15 protein-coding genes and 1 tRNA gene are annotated in these 16,198 nt (G+C 62.4%); 3 read left to right on the forward strand and 13 right to left on the reverse strand.

All coding sequences use genetic code 11. The annotated features are described in order from the left end of the window. Nucleotides 1-102: 102 nt before the first annotated feature. On the reverse strand, nt 103-555 hold the full coding sequence (locus ACTIGF_RS07655) for an energy transducer TonB (protein ID WP_439636295.1): 453 nt from the start codon (nt 553-555) through the stop codon (nt 103-105). Between the two features lie 104 nt (nt 556-659). Beyond that, nucleotides 660-2,078, reverse strand: coding sequence for an adenosylhomocysteinase (ahcY, locus tag ACTIGF_RS07660; protein ID WP_439636296.1), 1,419 nt, complete (start codon nt 2,076-2,078; stop codon nt 660-662). Between the two features lie 278 nt (nt 2,079-2,356). Here ahcY and ACTIGF_RS07665 point away from each other — a divergent pair, with 278 nt between their 5' ends. Continuing rightward, entirely contained in the window at nt 2,357-4,273 is a 1,917-nt protein-coding gene (locus ACTIGF_RS07665) for a hypothetical protein (protein ID WP_439636297.1), read from the forward strand. Between the two features lie 78 nt (nt 4,274-4,351). Here the strand turns inward: ACTIGF_RS07665 and ACTIGF_RS07670 are convergent, their stop codons facing one another. The 4 genes from ACTIGF_RS07670 to ACTIGF_RS07685 form a co-directional block, all read right to left on the reverse strand. Then, nucleotides 4,352-4,624, reverse strand: coding sequence for an HPr family phosphocarrier protein (locus ACTIGF_RS07670; RefSeq protein ID WP_022701092.1), 273 nt, complete (start codon nt 4,622-4,624; stop codon nt 4,352-4,354). Then, nucleotides 4,621-5,025: a PTS sugar transporter subunit IIA gene (locus ACTIGF_RS07675; RefSeq protein WP_439636298.1), complete on the reverse strand. Its 405-nt coding sequence runs from the start codon at nt 5,023-5,025 to the stop codon at nt 4,621-4,623. The genes ACTIGF_RS07670 and ACTIGF_RS07675 overlap by 4 nt, the downstream gene beginning before the upstream one ends. A gap of 138 nt (nt 5,026-5,163) precedes the next feature. Beyond that, nucleotides 5,164-6,816 carry a stimulus-sensing domain-containing protein gene (locus ACTIGF_RS07680; protein WP_439636299.1) on the reverse strand — a complete coding sequence of 551 codons (1,653 nt, stop codon included), beginning with the start codon at nt 6,814-6,816 and terminating at the stop codon, nt 5,164-5,166. Further along, on the reverse strand, nt 6,785-7,489 hold the full coding sequence (locus ACTIGF_RS07685) for a response regulator transcription factor (protein WP_439636300.1): 705 nt from the start codon (nt 7,487-7,489) through the stop codon (nt 6,785-6,787). The genes ACTIGF_RS07680 and ACTIGF_RS07685 overlap by 32 nt, the downstream gene beginning before the upstream one ends. Before the next feature lie 145 nt (nt 7,490-7,634). Here ACTIGF_RS07685 and ACTIGF_RS07690 point away from each other — a divergent pair, with 145 nt between their 5' ends. Then, nucleotides 7,635-9,356, forward strand: a complete 1,722-nt coding sequence (locus tag ACTIGF_RS07690; RefSeq protein WP_439636301.1) for a hypothetical protein — start codon at nt 7,635-7,637, stop codon at nt 9,354-9,356. Here the strand turns inward: ACTIGF_RS07690 and ACTIGF_RS07695 are convergent. The 5 genes from ACTIGF_RS07695 to ACTIGF_RS07715 all read right to left on the reverse strand — a co-directional run bounded on the left by ACTIGF_RS07695 (nt 9,353) and on the right by ACTIGF_RS07715 (nt 12,175). Beyond that, nucleotides 9,353-9,709, reverse strand: coding sequence for a gamma-butyrobetaine hydroxylase-like domain-containing protein (locus ACTIGF_RS07695; protein WP_439636302.1), 357 nt, complete (start codon nt 9,707-9,709; stop codon nt 9,353-9,355). The two genes, ACTIGF_RS07690 and ACTIGF_RS07695, sit on opposite strands and share 4 nt — an antisense overlap. Before the next feature lie 3 nt (nt 9,710-9,712). Further along, complete coding sequence (locus ACTIGF_RS07700) at nt 9,713-9,910, reverse strand: Trm112 family protein (protein WP_439636303.1); 198 nt, start codon at nt 9,908-9,910, stop codon at nt 9,713-9,715. A 34-nt stretch (nt 9,911-9,944) separates the two neighbouring features. Continuing rightward, nucleotides 9,945-10,583 carry an LON peptidase substrate-binding domain-containing protein gene (locus ACTIGF_RS07705; protein ID WP_439636304.1) on the reverse strand — a complete coding sequence of 213 codons (639 nt, stop codon included), beginning with the start codon at nt 10,581-10,583 and terminating at the stop codon, nt 9,945-9,947. Between the two features lie 84 nt (nt 10,584-10,667). Then, a complete protein-coding gene (gene trxA, locus ACTIGF_RS07710; RefSeq protein ID WP_439636305.1) occupies nt 10,668-11,576 on the reverse strand; it encodes a thioredoxin in 909 nt (302 codons plus the stop codon). A 77-nt stretch (nt 11,577-11,653) separates the two neighbouring features. Further along, nucleotides 11,654-12,175 (reverse strand): prolyl-tRNA synthetase associated domain-containing protein, encoded by a 522-nt coding sequence (locus ACTIGF_RS07715; RefSeq protein ID WP_439636306.1) that lies wholly within the window; start codon nt 12,173-12,175, stop codon nt 11,654-11,656. A gap of 141 nt (nt 12,176-12,316) precedes the next feature. Here ACTIGF_RS07715 and ACTIGF_RS07720 point away from each other — a divergent pair. After that, a tRNA-Gly gene (locus tag ACTIGF_RS07720) sits at nt 12,317-12,391 on the forward strand. A gap of 279 nt (nt 12,392-12,670) precedes the next feature. Here ACTIGF_RS07720 and ACTIGF_RS07725 read toward each other — a convergent pair. Beyond that, nucleotides 12,671-13,387 (reverse strand): PepSY domain-containing protein, encoded by a 717-nt coding sequence (locus tag ACTIGF_RS07725; protein ID WP_439636307.1) that lies wholly within the window; start codon nt 13,385-13,387, stop codon nt 12,671-12,673. A gap of 58 nt (nt 13,388-13,445) precedes the next feature. Beyond that, nucleotides 13,446-16,118 (reverse strand): TonB-dependent receptor, encoded by a 2,673-nt coding sequence (locus ACTIGF_RS07730; RefSeq protein WP_439636308.1) that lies wholly within the window; start codon nt 16,116-16,118, stop codon nt 13,446-13,448. Nucleotides 16,119-16,198 lie beyond the last annotated feature (80 nt).

Below are 16,198 nucleotides of genomic sequence, written 5' to 3' on the forward strand. Positions count from 1 at the left end.
AGACGCGATGGGGGGTGGAATCCCGAACCGGTTTTGTCCGGGTTACGTTGTGGACAAGGTGAATAAAGGCTTAAAGTTCAATACTTGCTAAACTAATCAGATTCAGCGAATCCGCACTTCACCTTGGGTGAATTCAAACAGGACCACGCATCCAATCAAATGCGCGCCTTCGCTGAGGGGCGCAAACCGCCAGGTCTCCACAGCGCGTCGGGCTTCACGGTCAAAGCTGCCGCCGGGCACGCCGCGGGCGACGGTGACATTTTCAGTCTCGCCCGCTTGCACCACGTCAAACTGCACAATCGACCAGCCTTGCAGCCCGCGCGACCAGCCCCGCGCCGGATACTCGGGCAGGCCGGCGTCGATGGCCCGCAGGGGCTCGCCCGCGCACTGATCCGAACTCGCCGCCCGCTCCACATTGGGCGGGACGGGCATGTCGGAGGTGGCGATGAAGGGCTGGGACCGCGGATCGGCAATCGGATTGAGCGCCTCTGGCGAGACACAGGCGCTCAGCACAAGCGGCAGGGCGAGACAGATCGGAGGCAGGATTTGGCGCATGGCGCGCACAGTGTGACGGGACGGCGGGAAGGGCAAGGTCGAGGCATGAAAAACCCCGCCGGATCGCTCCGACGGGGCTTCTCGTCTTTAGGAGTAACTAGCGCCTAGTAGCGATAGTGCTCGGCCTTGAACGGGCCTTTCTGCTCGACGCCGATATACTCGGCCTGCTCGGTGGACAGCACGCTGAGATTGGCGCCCAGCTTGTCCAGGTGCAGGGCGGCGACTTTTTCATCGAGATGCTTGGGCAGGATGTAGACTTGGTTCTCGTACTGATCGCCGCGGGTCCACAGCTCGATCTGGGCCAGCACCTGGTTGGTGAAGCTGGCGGACATCACGAAGCTGGGGTGACCGTTGGCGTTGCCCAGATTCACCAGGCGGCCTTCGGACAGCAGGATGATCTTGTTGCCGTCGGGGAATTCGACCAGATCGACCTGCGGCTTGACGTTGGTCCACTGGAAGTTCTTCAGCGCCTCGACCTGAATCTCGTTGTCGAAGTGACCGATATTACACACGATCGCCATGTGCTTCATGGTGCGCATATGGTCGACGGTGACGACGTCCTTGTTGCCGGTGGCGGTGACGACGATGTCGATATTGTCGATCACGTCTTCGAGACGAACCACGGCGAAACCGTCCATGGACGCTTGCAGGGCGCAGATCGGGTCGATCTCGGTGACAGACACGCGAGCGCCGGCGTTGCGCAGGGATTCAGCGGAGCCTTTGCCCACATCACCATAACCGCAGACGACGGCGGTCTTGCCGGCCATCATCAAATCGGTGCCGCGGCGGATGGCGTCCACCAGGCTTTCACGGCAGCCATACCGGTTGTCGAATTTCGACTTGGTCACGGAGTCGTTGACGTTGATCGCCGGGAAGGCCAGCTCGCCCTTCTTGGCCAGCTGATACAGGCGCATCACGCCCGTGGTGGTTTCTTCAGACACGCCCTTGATGGCGGCCTTGGCTTTGGCGAACCAACCCGGGGACATCTTGATGCGATTGCGGATGGTCTGGAAGAGGAAGGATTCTTCTTCAGACTTCGGCTCGCCCAGGAAGTTCGGGTCAGCTTCGGCTTTTTCGCCCAGCTGCAGGTACATGGTGGCGTCGCCGCCATCATCGAGAATCATGTTGGCGGTTTCGCCGTTCGGCCAATGGAAAATGGCGTCGGCGTATTCCCAGTACTCTTCCAGCGTTTCACCCTTATAGGCGAACACCGGAATGCCGCGCTCTGCGATGGCGGCGGCGGCGTGGTCCTGGGTGGAGAAGATGTTGCACGACGCCCAGCGCACATCCGCGCCCAGCTCGACCAGGGTTTCAATCAGCACCGCGGTCTGGATGGTCATGTGCAGCGACCCTGCGATGCGCGCGCCGGCCAAAGGCTTTTTGCCTTTGTACTCTTCGCGCAGGGCCATCAGGCCGGGCATTTCAATTTCGGCCATCTCAATTTCCAGCCGGCCCCAACGAGCCAGCGAAAGGTCTTTGACATAGCGGTCGTCACCGGTGTTGGCGGCATTGAGCAGGGTCATGGGAAGGCGCCTTGTTTTTGACTTCGATCAGGTCAGAGCCTGATGGTTCCATTTGAGACAGCGCACCTCTTAACACGCGTGCCAAAACGGGCAAACCATCTGGCGTGTTCATCGTAAAAGGCTGGGAAAAACGCGCCATTTCTTAAAATGGTCCTAAATCTGTATAAACTTTGTGGTAAGCTTTTTGCTCGGGACCCGTGATAAGGGTTCGTGCGGCATGGCCGCAGGAGACGCCGAGGGGCGGCGGACCTGTGCGACGGACTGAGGGGACTGTTGAAATGGCGAACTTGCCTACCGCTTATGCGAGCCAGGATTTTGGACGCAAGACGCTGGATTTCTACGCCGCCGCCGGTGAGGTGAGCGGAGCGGATCCGCGCGCACGCGCCGATGAGCACAGCCTGACCGATTATGACGGCGCCAAACATACCGTGCGCGTGACGGACCGCGATTTCGCGCTCGAAGCCGGCGACCAGGCCTCCGTCCTGCGCATGCAGACGGGCCCGTCCCGTCGTTCGCGTCCGGTCGCCGTGGTCAATCACACCCGTCAGGGGTGGTCGCGCACCCATCCTGGCGCCAGCGCCATGCTGTCGCGCGCCGGCGTCGCCCGCAACGTCAACTGGTTCCTCACCGTTCTTCTGTTCGCGCTCGCCTCTCTGGTGATGGTCTGGCCGTATCTGCGCACCTTCCTCGTTGAAGTGGACCCGTCCCTGTTCGGCGCTGCGCCGTCCTTCAACATTTTCGCTCTGGCGCTCAGCGCCTTGCCCGATCTGGGCAATTGGAGTTTCTCGCAAACTGTCAGTCCAGTCAGCGCATTGATTGCGCAAAGCGTCCCGTCCATGGCGGAACAAGCCGATCTGATCGTGTTTTACGCCCTGTCCGGTCTGGCTGCGCTGGTGGTGTTCGCCACGCGATCCTGGCGTCTGCTGTGGGCGCCTTTGTTTGTAGGATTGGTCGCCGCCGCCGCATTGGGGCTTGGCGGCGTCACCGATGCGCCGGGCGATGCCGTCATCGCCTACGGGCTCTCCGCCGTGCTCTTCGTTGTCGGCGGCTTGATCAATCGTATTCGCGATGCAGCGCGTCTGGAGCGACGCATCGCCCTGCTCGCCGATCACCTGCAGCGTCATGCGCCCGAGGAGACCATTGCGCGCACGGATGCACCTGAGACTGAAGCCGAGACGCCTGAAGAGACCGCCGAAGACACGACCGAAGATGATGCGTCGATGGCGGCCGTCGCGGCCCCGGTCAGCGCCGCGCTCAGCGAAAGCGCAGACGAGCCCCAGACTGACGAAACCCAAGCTGACGAAGCCCAGATGGAGACGGCTGACGAGGCGGTGGCGGATCTGTCTGATGACGCGGATGTCGCCGTCGCCGAAGCGGACGCGTCGGCTGACATATTGCCTGCCGAGGAAACGCCGACAGACGCAGAAGCCGCGGCGCCCTCTGAGCCGGTTGAGCCGGGCGCTGATGAAGCGAGCGCTGACGCTGAACATGTGGAGGACGCCTCGGCCGTCTCCGAAGACGCTGAGGTCGAGCCTGAAGTCGCCGCTGAACCTGAAGTTCACGCCGAAACCGAAGCTGAAGTCATCAGTTCGGATCAGGATGAGGTCGAACCCGCCCTGGTTGAGGCTGAGCCGCCAGCTGAGAAAGAGGCGGGGACGGTCGATGAAGAGATCGTCGCCGACGCCTCTGTCGACACCTCTGTCGTCGTTGCGGAGCCGGACGCAGAAACAGGCGACGCTGCGCCAGAAGAAGCGGATGACGTCGAGGCTGAACTTGAAACGCCCAGCGACAACGACGCTGAGGCTGACGCCCTGACCGCTCAAGCGGATGAAGACCTCGAGCCTGCGCTGTCTCTTGCAGCGGAGGACCCCGCCGTCGATGAAGCCGGTGACGCGCCGGAAGCTGAGCCGGAGCTCGCCGGGCTGGAGGCTGAAGAAGCCGAGCGGATGAAAAATGATCCGCGCTATGCCGCGCGCGCCATTGTGCTGCCGTCGCCGCCGCCCATGCCTTCGGCTGAAGACAGCGAAGGCGACGGCTTGGCGCCTGCGCAGCCCACCACGCGTGAAACGCGCGAGCTGCGGCCAAGCGCGCCACTGACCAGCCGGGTGCTGTCGCTGTTTTCCAATCCGGTCGTGCCGCCCGCTCCGCCGGCGCCGCCCGCGCCCAGCCGGTCGCAAGAGGATGAAGACGCCTGACGGGGCGCAGCCTCTGATACACAACGAAAAACGCCGCCGGGATTTCCCGGCGGCGTTTTTCATGCGCGCATGATCGACCTAGTCGTTTTCATCAAAGCCGCATTCGACCAGAGCGCTGAGCGCGTCGACCGCCTCTGCGGCGTCATCCCCGTCGGCCTTGATGGTGATTTGGACGCCCGGCCCGGCGGCGAGCATCAGCAATTCCATGATGGAATCCGCGCTAACCTGTTCATGGTCGCGCGAGACGCTGATGTCGGCGTCATAGCGGGCGGCTTCTGCGACGAACTTCGCGGAGGCCCGCGCATGCAGGCCACGCTGATTGCAGATTGTGACCGTGCGCTCTGTGGTCACGCCGCGCCGTCCAGGATCTGGGAGGCGACGGCGATATAACGTTTGCCCGCTTCACTGGCGCTTTCCGCCAGCGCGTTCATGCTCAACCGGGAGCGCGCCTCAGCCAGTTTGATCAGCATGGGCAGATTGGCGCCGGCGATGACTTCGACCCGTCCTTTTTCCAGGAGCGAGATGGACAGGTTTGACGGCGTGCCGCCAAACATGTCGGTGAGGATGATCACGCCATCGCCCTGATCCGCTTTTTCCACCGCCTCGCGGATGTCATCGCGGCGGCGCTCCATATCATCATCGGGACCGATGGATATGGCGCTGCAGGCTTCAAGCGGGCCGACCACATGTTCAGTGGCGGCGACAAGTTCGTCAGCGAGACGGCCGTGAGTGACGACGACAATGCCGATCATGGTGTGAGACTGGTCCTCAGACGTAAAAGTATCCCGCCCATGTAAACCCGGTTTTGCGTCGGGCGAAAGCCCTGTGCGACGTACGTGCAACAGTCTGCTGCACGAGGATGACAGGCGCCGTTTTCGCGCCACACATGCTTATCGAATATAGGCGGGCAGGGTCACCGTGAAACAGGCGCCCAGGACCGTGCCCTGATCATCGAGCCGGTTTGCAGCTTCGATCTGTCCGCCATGCGCGGTCACGATCTGGCGCGCGATGGCGAGGCCCAGCCCGGAATGCGCCCCAAAGGCCGCGCCTTTCGGTCGCTGGGTGTAGAACCGGTCAAAAATGGCTTCACGGTTGTCTTCGGGAATGCCAGGGCCGTCATCCTCGACGCGAACCTGATGGGTTTGTCCCGGACCGCGTTCGATAGTGATTTTCACAACGCTCTGGGCGGGTGAGAACGTGACGGCGTTCTCGATCAGATTGATGAAGACGCGGCTGAGCGGATGTTCATGCCCGCGCACCCAGTGTCGATCATTGTCGTGACTGACGCTCACGCGCGGCGCATCGGCGTCGGGATCGTTCTGCAAGCTGGCGAGATCATTGAGCAAGACCACGAGATCAATCGTCTCGAGGTCTTCACGCGCCAGCTCGGCGTCCAGTCGCGAGGCGTTTGAAATGTCAGTGATGAGCCGGTCGAGACGCTTTACATCGTGCTGGATCACGTCGATCAGTCGGGCGCGTTTGGCGTCATCCTTGGCGAGCGGCAGGATTTCAGAGGCGGAGCGGATCGAGGTCAGCGGGTTCTTGATCTCGTGCGACACATCCGCTGCGAAGGCTTCGATCGCGTCCAACCGGTCATAAAGCGCATTAGTCATCTGGGTGAACGCGCGCCCCATATCCCCGATCTCGTCGCGGCGGCCTTTCATGTCAGGCAGCGGCACGCGCCGTCCGCCGGCCAGACGCACTTCGCGCGCCGCCTCCGCCAGGCGCCGCACCGGCCAGGCGATCTGCACGGTCAGCACCAGCGCCATCACCAGGGACACAGCCGCCGCCACCAGCACATAGGGCAGAATGGCGGCGCGCTCCTGGGCGATCAGTGCGTCCAGGTCATAGGATTCATAGGTGACGGTGCCGACGACCGCCTGAATGAGCTGGATGGGAATGGTCACTGACACCACGCGCCCGCCGTCAGGGTCGCGGCGCACGCCCGATTGCGCCTCACCGGTCTGGAAGGCCTCGCGCACCTCATCAGCCAGAGTGCGATCCAGAGCCGCCCGATCCTGTGGGGACAGGAACATCTGGCCGATTTGCTCCAGTGCAGAGCGGGTGAAACCCTGAACCTGGGAGAGCGGCGTTTCTGACTGGTCAGTGATCGGCGGCAGTTCGATCTGGTCCACATCACCTGCGATCAGATCGGAATCCGCAATGCGCACGGGCCCCGGCGCGTGCAGCAGCGCGCGCGTTTCGTCAGGCACATAGAGCCCTGACAAGCGCCTCAGCACTTCGCGGGCCGCATCGCGATCCATCTCCGGGCCGGGCGCATCGCCGTAGACTGCGGTCTCGGTGATGATGTTGGCGATGATTTCAGCCTGGGCGGACAGTGAATCCACCTTGGCCTCCACCAGTCCGCGCCTGTTCTCAGTGATGGCGAACATGCCGCCGATCACGACGCTCAGCGCCAACAGATTGGTCAGGATGATGGTGGCGCCCAGGCGTGACAGCAGGAGCGGTTTGAGCTGGGAGGACAGGCGCAGGGCGGCGCGGCGCGCGACCTTAAGCCTCCTTATAACGGTAGCCGACGCCATACAGGGTCTCGATGCTGTCGAATGTGTCGTCCACGTCGCGGAACTTCTTGCGGATGCGCTTGATGTGGCTGTCGATGGTGCGATCGTCCACATAGACCTGATCGTCATAGGCCGCATCCATCAGGCTGTCGCGGCTTTTCACGAAGCCGGGCCGGTTGGCCAGCGCATGCAGGATCAGAAATTCCGTCACCGTCAGACGCACAGGCTTTCCAGCCCAGGTGCAGGTGTGCCGATTGGGGTCGAGCAGCAACTGGCCGCGTTCGATGACCTTGTGCTCTCCGGTCTCGCCATCCTCCGAGCCGGCAGGGTCAGCTTGGGCGCGGCGCAGCACGGCCTTGATCCGGCGCGCCAGCAGCTGGTGGGAGAAGGGCTTGGCGATGTAGTCGTCCGCGCCAAGATCAAGGCCCAGCGCTTCATCGAACTCACCATCCTTGGAGGTCAGGAATATGACCGGCAGGTTGGAGGACTGACGCACGCGGCGCAGCAGCTCCAGACCGTCCATGCGCGGCATCTTGATGTCGAAGATCGCCAGGTCGGGCGGCGTTTCGGTCAGATGCGGCAGCGCCTCGGCGCCGTCGGTGAAGGTGCGCACGTCATAACCCTCGTTTTCCAGGAACATGGAAACGGAGGTGAGGATGTTTTCGTCGTCGTCCACAAGGGCGATGGTCGCCATCGTTCGTATCCTGTCTTCTCTCGGTCAAACCGATGTCTATAGCGCTTCATACTATTTGCTGCGCAAGATCAAGCAAAGACATGGTTACCTAGGGTTAAGGCCGGTAGTGCATTACTGTCCGAAACTGCTGGGGAATGAGGCGGAAATGGCGCACGAAGACGTCCATTACGAGGTCTTTCTGAAGAAAAACGTCAAAGCGTCCTGGACCTTGGTCGAGGCGCTGAAGGATCGTAATGCGGCCATGGGGCTGGCCAAGAAGCTGCAGTCCAATCACTCCAGCGGGTCGATCCGCGTGGTGCGTGAAGTCTGGGATGCGGAATCAGGCGGCTTTCGGGGCGGTTCGATCTTTGAAGTCGGCCCGGAAAAATATGCGGGCGACGAAAAGCCGGCCGAAGCGAGCATTCCGTGCCTGACGCCGGATGACCTGTCAGGGCCTGCGGCGCGCGATACGTTGCGCCGGGCGTTATCAGACTGGCTTGAGCGCTCTCAGGTTTGCCCGATGGAGTTGCTGCATCGGCCTGACCTTATCGAACAGCTGGACGGATCAGACACCGATCTGCAGCACGCCATTCAGAAAGTGGCGATCGCGCGGGCGCAAAACAGCGACGCATCGGTGCATGCCTATGTGCGTTTGATCACCGAACTGGTCCAGCGCGGCATCGAGCAATCTCGCAAGGAAGCCAAAGCGGGCGGAAAGCCGCCTCGCGGCAAATCCTTTGCAGAAACCGCCATCCTGGTGGCCGGCAAATCTGCGCCGGAAAAACAGATGCGCCGCGCCATCGCGGATCAACTGTCTGAATCCTATGACATGGGCGAGAAGGTCCGTCATCTGCTCGACATGCATGATGACCTGCCTGAGGACGCTCAGGCGCGGGCCCTGGCGGCGACGCACACAGACGCCTTCATGGCTGAAATCCTGTCCTTTGATTCCGCTCTGCGCCGGGTTCTGGGCGATACGGTGGATCTGGGCGACGAGGTTTTGCGCCTCACGGGGATTTATGAAGGCGCGCCTGACAGTCCTGATCTCAGCCGGGCGCCGGAAACCGCGCGTCGGCTCGCCACCCAGATCAAGCAGGCTTCCTTGCCCGCTGCTCACGACGAGCTGGCCCAGCAAATCCTGGAAAAACTGCGCGCGCCCAAACGGTTCCGCCCTCGTTCTGTGATGGCGGAGATCGAACTGGCGCGGAAACTCGCCCAACGGCTGATCGTTTCAGCCGGGCAGAATCTCAACCTCAATCCCGATGCGCTTGTGGAGGCGTTCACACACCGCTCGGCGCGGCTGTTGCAGCCGGACGCCATCGAGGAAGCCCTGTCGGGCGCCCACACGCCGGTGGATCAGATCGAGCGCCTGTTCGCGATGGAAGACCATCTGGTGGGCGAAGAGAACAAGAAGAAACTCGCCAGCTATATCCGCGGCAAGGTTCAGGCGAACACCACGGTGAATTTCTTCCTGCGCGGGGCGGGCCAGCCGCTCGAACGTCTGTCACAAGTGACCCATCTTCAGGCGCGCGCCATGAAGGGCGGCTTTCCCAAAGCGGACAAGCGTGAACTGGTTGAGTCCTTTGATACGCTGGGGCTGGCGATTCTGGACGCCACCAAAGTCATGGACCGGGTGGCGGGCTCGAATGCGCCTGTGCTCGACCGTGCCGCAGCGCTGCTCAAGCTTGCAGCCACGGGCGTGCTGCCCGAAGGGCGGTGCCGCTATGATGCGCAGGCGCGTGCGGTGCGCATGATGGAGAGCGATGAGGGCCGGGTCGCGGCGGCGTCGCCGGGCGGGGAGCAGAAAATGCTGGCGGTGCAGCAATTGCTGGCGCAGCTGGCGCCGCCTGAAACCCAGAGCGCGCCGGAAGAAGGCACAGCCGCCTAGCGCGGCAGGCCTGCGTCTTTCAGCCGGTCTTTATAGGCGGTCAGCAATGCGTCGCTGTTCTCGCCCAGTTCGCGCAGATAGTCCCAAGAGAAAATGCCGCTGTCATGGCCGTCGTCAAAGCTCAGCCGGACAGCATAGCGACCCACCGTATCGGCGGCGGTGACCCGGACATTTGACTTGCCGGGCACCAGCTTCTTCTGGTCGGGACTGTGCCCTTGCACTTCTGCGGACGGGCTTTCCACGCGCAGCAGTTCGAACGGGATGACGTAGCGCGCCCCATCGTCATAGGCGATGTCCAGCACGCCGTCTGACGCCTTGAAGCTGAGACGGGTCGGCCAGGGGCGATCACTCATGGATCAATCGTCCAGATTGCGGGCTTCTTCAGGCAACATGATCGGCACGCCTTCGCGGATCGGATAGGCGAGGCGGGCCTGTTTTGAGATCAGCTCATTGGCCTCGCGATCATAGTCGAGCGGGCCACGGCTGACCGGGCAGACCAGGATCTCCAGCAATTTGGGATCCAGAACGGCATGTTCAGATTTCACATCACTCATGACACAACTTCTTACGCGGGCCTCTGGCGGGCGTCTAGCCTGTGGAGCCGCTTGAGGCCTGGCTGAGGCTGTCTTGCATCAGACTGTCGAGCAGCTCCGCGCGCTGGGGGATGGAGTTCGCTTCCAGAAGGCGTTGCTTGGCGGCAGGATCGAATGGCGCAGCCATGGCGGTCTTGTTGATCACCAGTGACAGCGGCGCCTGTTCCAGCGCCGGCCAGTCGGTTTCTATTCCGACAAGATCGAAATAGGCGTGCAACCGATCCAGAAGACCCGCCACTTCGATCATGGGCGTGAGATGGGCTTCGACCAGGTCCTGGGTGAAAGGGCGGTAATCGGCGCGAGCGACGCGATAGGGTTTGCGCACATCCAGCTCTTCATCGACGGCGAAGCGCATCACGCCTTCCAGCACCATCAGATAGCGGCCGTCGGAGGTCTCCTGATGACTGACAATGCGACCGGCGCCGCCGACCTGCTCCAGCGCGGGCTTGTCGGATGGGCCGCCGGGCGCAGGCTGGATGACGCCGATGAAACTGTCGCCCGCCAAGGCGTCATCGACCATGTTCAGATAACGCGGCTCGAAGACGTTCAGCGGCAGATGCTCCCCCGGCGGCAGGATGCAGCCGCGAATGGGGAAGAGTTTGATCTCGCTCGGCGGATTGATGATCTGGGACATGGGAAGTCGCTCTTCATGCTGTCGTCTTTACCCAGATAGCCCGATCGGGACCGCAGTCGAGCGCTGCAGTCCCCAGATGCGGGTTCAGGAAAACAGGATGGAGGAGAGACGGCGGCGACCATTCTTGGCCAGCTCGGACCCGGCGCCAGCGGATTCAAACACGCGCAGCAATAATTGACGCGCGGCGGCGTCATCATAATCGCGATCAAGCGCAATCGACTCAAGTAGCGCATCCGCTGCGCCGTCCATGTCGCCAGCGCCCAGACGCGCCCGGCCAAGGGCGTGCCAGGTCCCGGCGTTGGGCGTGCTTTGAACGGCGGCTTCCGCCTCGCTGACCTCTGGCGCGTCCTGGGCTTCGCCGGCGAGTTCCATGGAAGCGCGCACGGCGGCGATGGCGGGGGCGGATTTCAGCGTTTCGGGCGCATTGTCCAGAATGGCCTTGGCCTGCACCGGATCGCCGCCAGCCAGATGCACGCGCGCCATGCCGGCGAGGGCTTCGGCGTTGTCCTTGTCCATCTGAAGGGCGGTGGCGAAATCTTGCGCCGCGCCGCCCAGATCGCCCTGGTCCAGGGCTTCCTGCGCGCGCTCCACCAGGGCGGTCACCTCTTCTTCAGAGACTTCGCCCGTCATGCGGTTGATGAAGTCATTGACCTGGCTTTCGGGCAGCGCGCCCATGAAACCGTCGACCGGCTGACCATCCTTGAAGGCGATGACGGCGGGGATGGACTGGATGCGCAACTGACCCGCAATGCCGGGGTTCTCGTCGATATTGACCTTGACGAGCTTCACCTTGCCGCCCGCCTTGGTGACGGCGCGTTCGATCGTCGGCCCCAGCTGACGGCAGGGCCCGCACCAAGGCGCCCAGAAATCCACCAGCACCGGCACGTCCTTGGACGGCTCGATCACATCGGTCATGAAGGTCTGGTCGGCGCCGTCCTTGATCAGGTCAGCGCCAGCGGGCGCTTGATGACTGTTCGTTCCAAAATTTTCCATGACGGGAGTCTCCTGCAGGGAGCGAAAATGTTTTCTCTTAGGTGGCCGCTTCAGCGCCGCGATGCAAGCGCATCCACTCACTCCTCCAAGGTCACAATTTCCGGAGCGCGGCCGAGCGCTGTGAGAAACCGAACCAGATCGCTTGAGCGAATGGCGGTGGTGGCGTCGTTCTTCAGCGGGTGGAAATTGACGATGTCGTGGTCCATGAGCGCCTGATCGAGAATGAAGCGCACCTTGTGTTCCGGGTCATTGATCAAGGCGAAAGCGGTCACGGATCCCGGCGTCACCCCCAGAACCTCTTCCAGCAATTCAGCCTTGCCGAAGGATAACCGTCCGCACTCCAGCGTCTTGTGAAGCTGTTTGAGGGCGATCTGGGTGGATTGCAGGGCCGAGATCAGGATCAGCGCGCCTTTCTTGTCCTTCAGGAAGAGGTTCTTGGTATGGCCGCCCGGCATCCGGGCCTTGATGGCCTCGCCTTCATCGACGGTGAAGACAGGCGCATGCTCATGTGTTTCATGCCGGATGCCGAGCGCATCCAGATACTCAAACAAGGCTTGGCGTGAGACAGGGCGGACAGGAAGCGGGGGCGTTTGGGTCATGGCGTCAGCTCAGCAGGACACGTTTGATGAGGCAAGCTGCGCATATACTGCAAAAGCTGTACAGGACAGGCTTGCAAAACGAACTTCGATAAGCGATATACCCGGCCTCGGCGCAAGCCGGACCCTGTACGCAGGTAGTGAGCGGGCGTAGCTCAGGGGTAGAGCATCACCTTGCCAAGGTGAGGGTCGTGCGTTCGAATCGCATCGCCCGCTCCATTTTCTTCAGACGACCATAAGGCTTGTACCTGCAGCCGGGCGTAATGCCCGGACAAGCCCCCAGTCGCCGGCCCGTGGGCCGGCGAAATGCGTTTGAGGCTGCGTCTCCTGTTCTTGCCAATCAGCAGGGGCGGGCGCAGACCGCGTTTCAGGATGGACTTTGCGGGGCGGATCAATCGTCAGCCTTCCCCCGAGGCGTCAAACGGCTCCAATCCCTCTGGACCGCCTACGGCTTGATCCGCCCCGCCCCATCCTTACGGGGGGCGAGGCCAGGATCGGTCATGTCCCGCGTGTCTTTCGCCAGACTGCAAAGCTGCGCCGCATTCTGAAGAACAGGATGATCAGGCCGGCGAGCGAAACGAGAACGCCCAGAAACGCAGCGCCGATGAGCAGCGGATGGTTGAAGTCCGCGCCGTCGTCATAATCCATCACATGCAGCTTCCAGAAGAAGTCAAAGAGCCGCCAGGTGTCTGAGCGGCGAGCTCGAACGACACCCGTTTGCGGATCGACATACAGCCGGGTGTTGTCCGGATCGGAAAACACGATTTGCCAGACCGGCCCGCCCGGACCGTATTCAGAGGGGGGAGCATCCAGTAATCGGACGCTTTGAATTGCGCTCTGCGGCAAGAAATCGTGATTGGCGATTTCCTCAGCGAGCGTTGCAGTGATCGGCGACAGGATGCGGGCGTCCACAGCAGATACGACGCTGATGGTCTCACCACTTTGCAATCGCCAGACAGGCTGTCCGGCTATTCCGGTCAGCACAGCCTCATCCAGGCTTGTCAGACCGGCGGCCTGTGCAGCCTGCGATACAGGCACAAGCCTGTCGATCTGAGCGGATAAGGGCGGATGGCTGGCGATGTTATGCTCGCTGCGCACACGCTCAATGGGCAGAGCGCTCATGACCAGGCCGCCCAGCAGCCACAGTAAGACCTGAAAGCCGATCAGCAGGGCGAGCCATTTATGCAGGCGGACAGTATTGCGTAGGATCATCATCACTTATGTCTCTCTTGAGGAGAGACGAGGCGGCGCAAGCGCCACCCCGTCCTGCCTGCTAGAAGCTCAGCCTGGCCCGGGCGTAGAAGAAACGCCCCAGCAATGAATAGGTCAGAGTATCGGTGTTGCCGTCTGACCAGGATTGCACGAAGGGCGCGTCCTGATCGAACAGGTTGTCGATGCCGACCGCCAGTTCTGTCGTCTCGCTGATCCGGTAGCGGCCCTGCACATCATGGTAGACGACCGGATCAATTGTGTAGCCGACCGCATCCGGGTCGCCATACAGGTCATGTGCCTCGCCGATATACTGGGCGTTCCAGGTCAGGCCCCATTGGTCGGCCGAAAGCGTCCAGCTCGCCTGGCCGCGCCATTCGGGATAACCCCCATCGCAACAGCCGACGCCGCCGGTGAAGTCAAACGGCGTATCGCCCTCAAACGCCTGGGTCTCGTACGCTATCAGATAGGACGCCTTGAGCTGGAACGTGCTTTCGAACCGACCGAACGCGGCGGTGTGCATGAGCGCAAAGTCCAGACCGCGCATCTGCTCGTCGCCGGTGTTCGCGCTCTGGGCGGAGAGAAAGTTCACGTCCCCGGTCAGCGGGTTGCGCGTGTGCTGGCTTGAGGCGCAGAAGGGGTGGCTGAAGCCCGGCGTCGTATAGCAGCTGGCGAGCTTGGCTGAGCCCGATGTCTGCCGGATCGCGTCCTCGATCTCGATGTCGAAATAATCGAGCGTCAGGGACAGCCCCGGAAGCTGCGCGGGCTGAACCACCACGCCTGCGGTGAAGGTGGTCGCCGTTTCCGGTTCAAGATCGGGATTGCCGCCCTGATTGGTCAGGATGATCGACCCGAATTGCTGATAGGTCAGCGGCACGCCGGCGGCCTGGCAGTTCTGATAGATCACGCTGGACGGATCGAGCGCGCCATAGTTCGAGCACGGATCCGTGGTCGGCAGCTGGGCCTGGCTGACGCCTGAGAACAGCTCCCGGACGCTGGGCGTTCTGAAGGCGGTGGAATATGTCCCGCGCAGCTTCAGCGCAGCAATGACCTGCCAGTTCAGACCCAGCTTGTAATTCGTGTCGCCGCCAAAAAGATCATAATCTGAATAGCGGACAGCGGCGTTCAGCTCGGCGTAGTCAGCGAAGGGCAGGTCGCGCACCAGCGGCAGGTTGAGCTCGGCATAGGCCTCGCGCGCCTCGATCGAACCGCGGATCGGGTCCTGGGCGTTGCCCAGCACATCGCCTGCGATCAGCAGGGAATCAGGTTCCAGCCAGCCCTTGTCTTCGCGGATTTCAAACCCGACAGCGACCCCGACCGGGCCGGCAGGCGCCTGCATCACCGTTCCGGACAGATTGCCGGTCAGGCTGACCTGTTCATTGCCGCCCGTGTCGCGTTGATTGACCAGCACGTAGTCGCCGACCTCGGCGGTGAGATCGCCTTCGCCCAGAATATCGGCGCAGGGAACGCCATTGGCGCCGCACTGGTTCGGGTCCAGCGTCTGGGCGAAGCGGCGGGTGTTGATATTGTTCAAAAGCGCATCTGTGGCGGTGTTACGCCCCCAGTTGAGCGCCAGATCATAGGACCAGCGACCAGCGAGAACGCCTTCAAGACCGGTCACCACGCGCCAGCTCTCGACATCCTGTTCAAACGTGCGAGCGCCGAACTCGGTTGTGCGGCGACGCAGGACCACAAGGTCCTCGCCCGTCGGATTGGTGGGGTGGTTCGCCGCGATGGCGATGTCGCGCAAGGTGGCGGGAGAGGCGGGCTGGGTGGAGGAGCGCCAGTTGAACAGCACTTCAGTGAAGACCGAGACGGCCTCATTGATCTCATAATCGCCAAAGGCGCTGAAGCTTAAGCGCTCGACCGGGTTCGAGGCGTTGAAATAGGGATTTGAGTTGAAACCGTGGGCCTGAAGGCTGAACGGCTCATAGGCGTCGCCGCCAATGAAGTTGATCTGGTCGCCATTGGGCAGAACCGCGCGTCCGCCTGCGGTGGACGAACTGCCCGGCGTACAGGTCAGCTGACCGTCACCATTGGAATCCGCCAGCGCACAGGGCGCGCGCGGCGACAGGGGCGCCGCCTGATTGTCCTGATAGCTCAGCGTGATCAGCAAGCCGCCGCGTTCGGTATGACCGCCCCAGCTGGCGTCCAGTCCGTATTGTTCGCCGTCTCCTTCGCCAGTGACGCCGGTGCGCGCTTCGATCTGGAAGCCGTCAAAGTCTTGGCGGGTGATGAGGTTGACCACGCCTGCGACGGCGTCTGCGCCGTAAAGCGCGGAGGCGCCGTCCTTGAGGATTTCCGCGCGTTCGAGGATCGAAACCGGCAGCATGTTGAGATCGACAGAGTCGTTCGCGCCTGACCCGCCCGCGACAATGCGGCGGCCATTGAGCAGGATCAGCGTGCGGTTGACGCCAAGCCCGCGCAGATTGACCTGGGCCGTGCCCCAGCCGCCGCCAACCCAATAGGCGTTATTGGCGTTGCCGGCGAAACCGGCGGAAAAGGGTTCAGCCTGCAGCAGGTCTTCCAGATTCACGACGCCGGAATGGTCGATGAAATCGGCGTCCAGCACGGTGAGCGGGCCGACCGATGTCAGATCGGTGCGCAAGATGCGGCTGCCCGTGACCGTAATGACGTCCTCAGACGCTGAAGACTGGGCGAGGGCGGGAGCGGAGTTGACGGCGGACAGGGCCGCAAGGGAAATACCTGCAAGGCGCAGGGCGATAGACGCGTTCATTGAGACTCTCACATAGAACAAGGCAGGCCGCGGCGAGGCGCGGCCGGAACGCCCTGAAGGTCAGGGCGGATGACGCAGGT

Origin of the sequence: Oceanicaulis sp. (genome assembly GCF_051859625.1) — a bacterium.
GTDB lineage: Bacteria > Pseudomonadota > Alphaproteobacteria > Caulobacterales > Maricaulaceae > Oceanicaulis.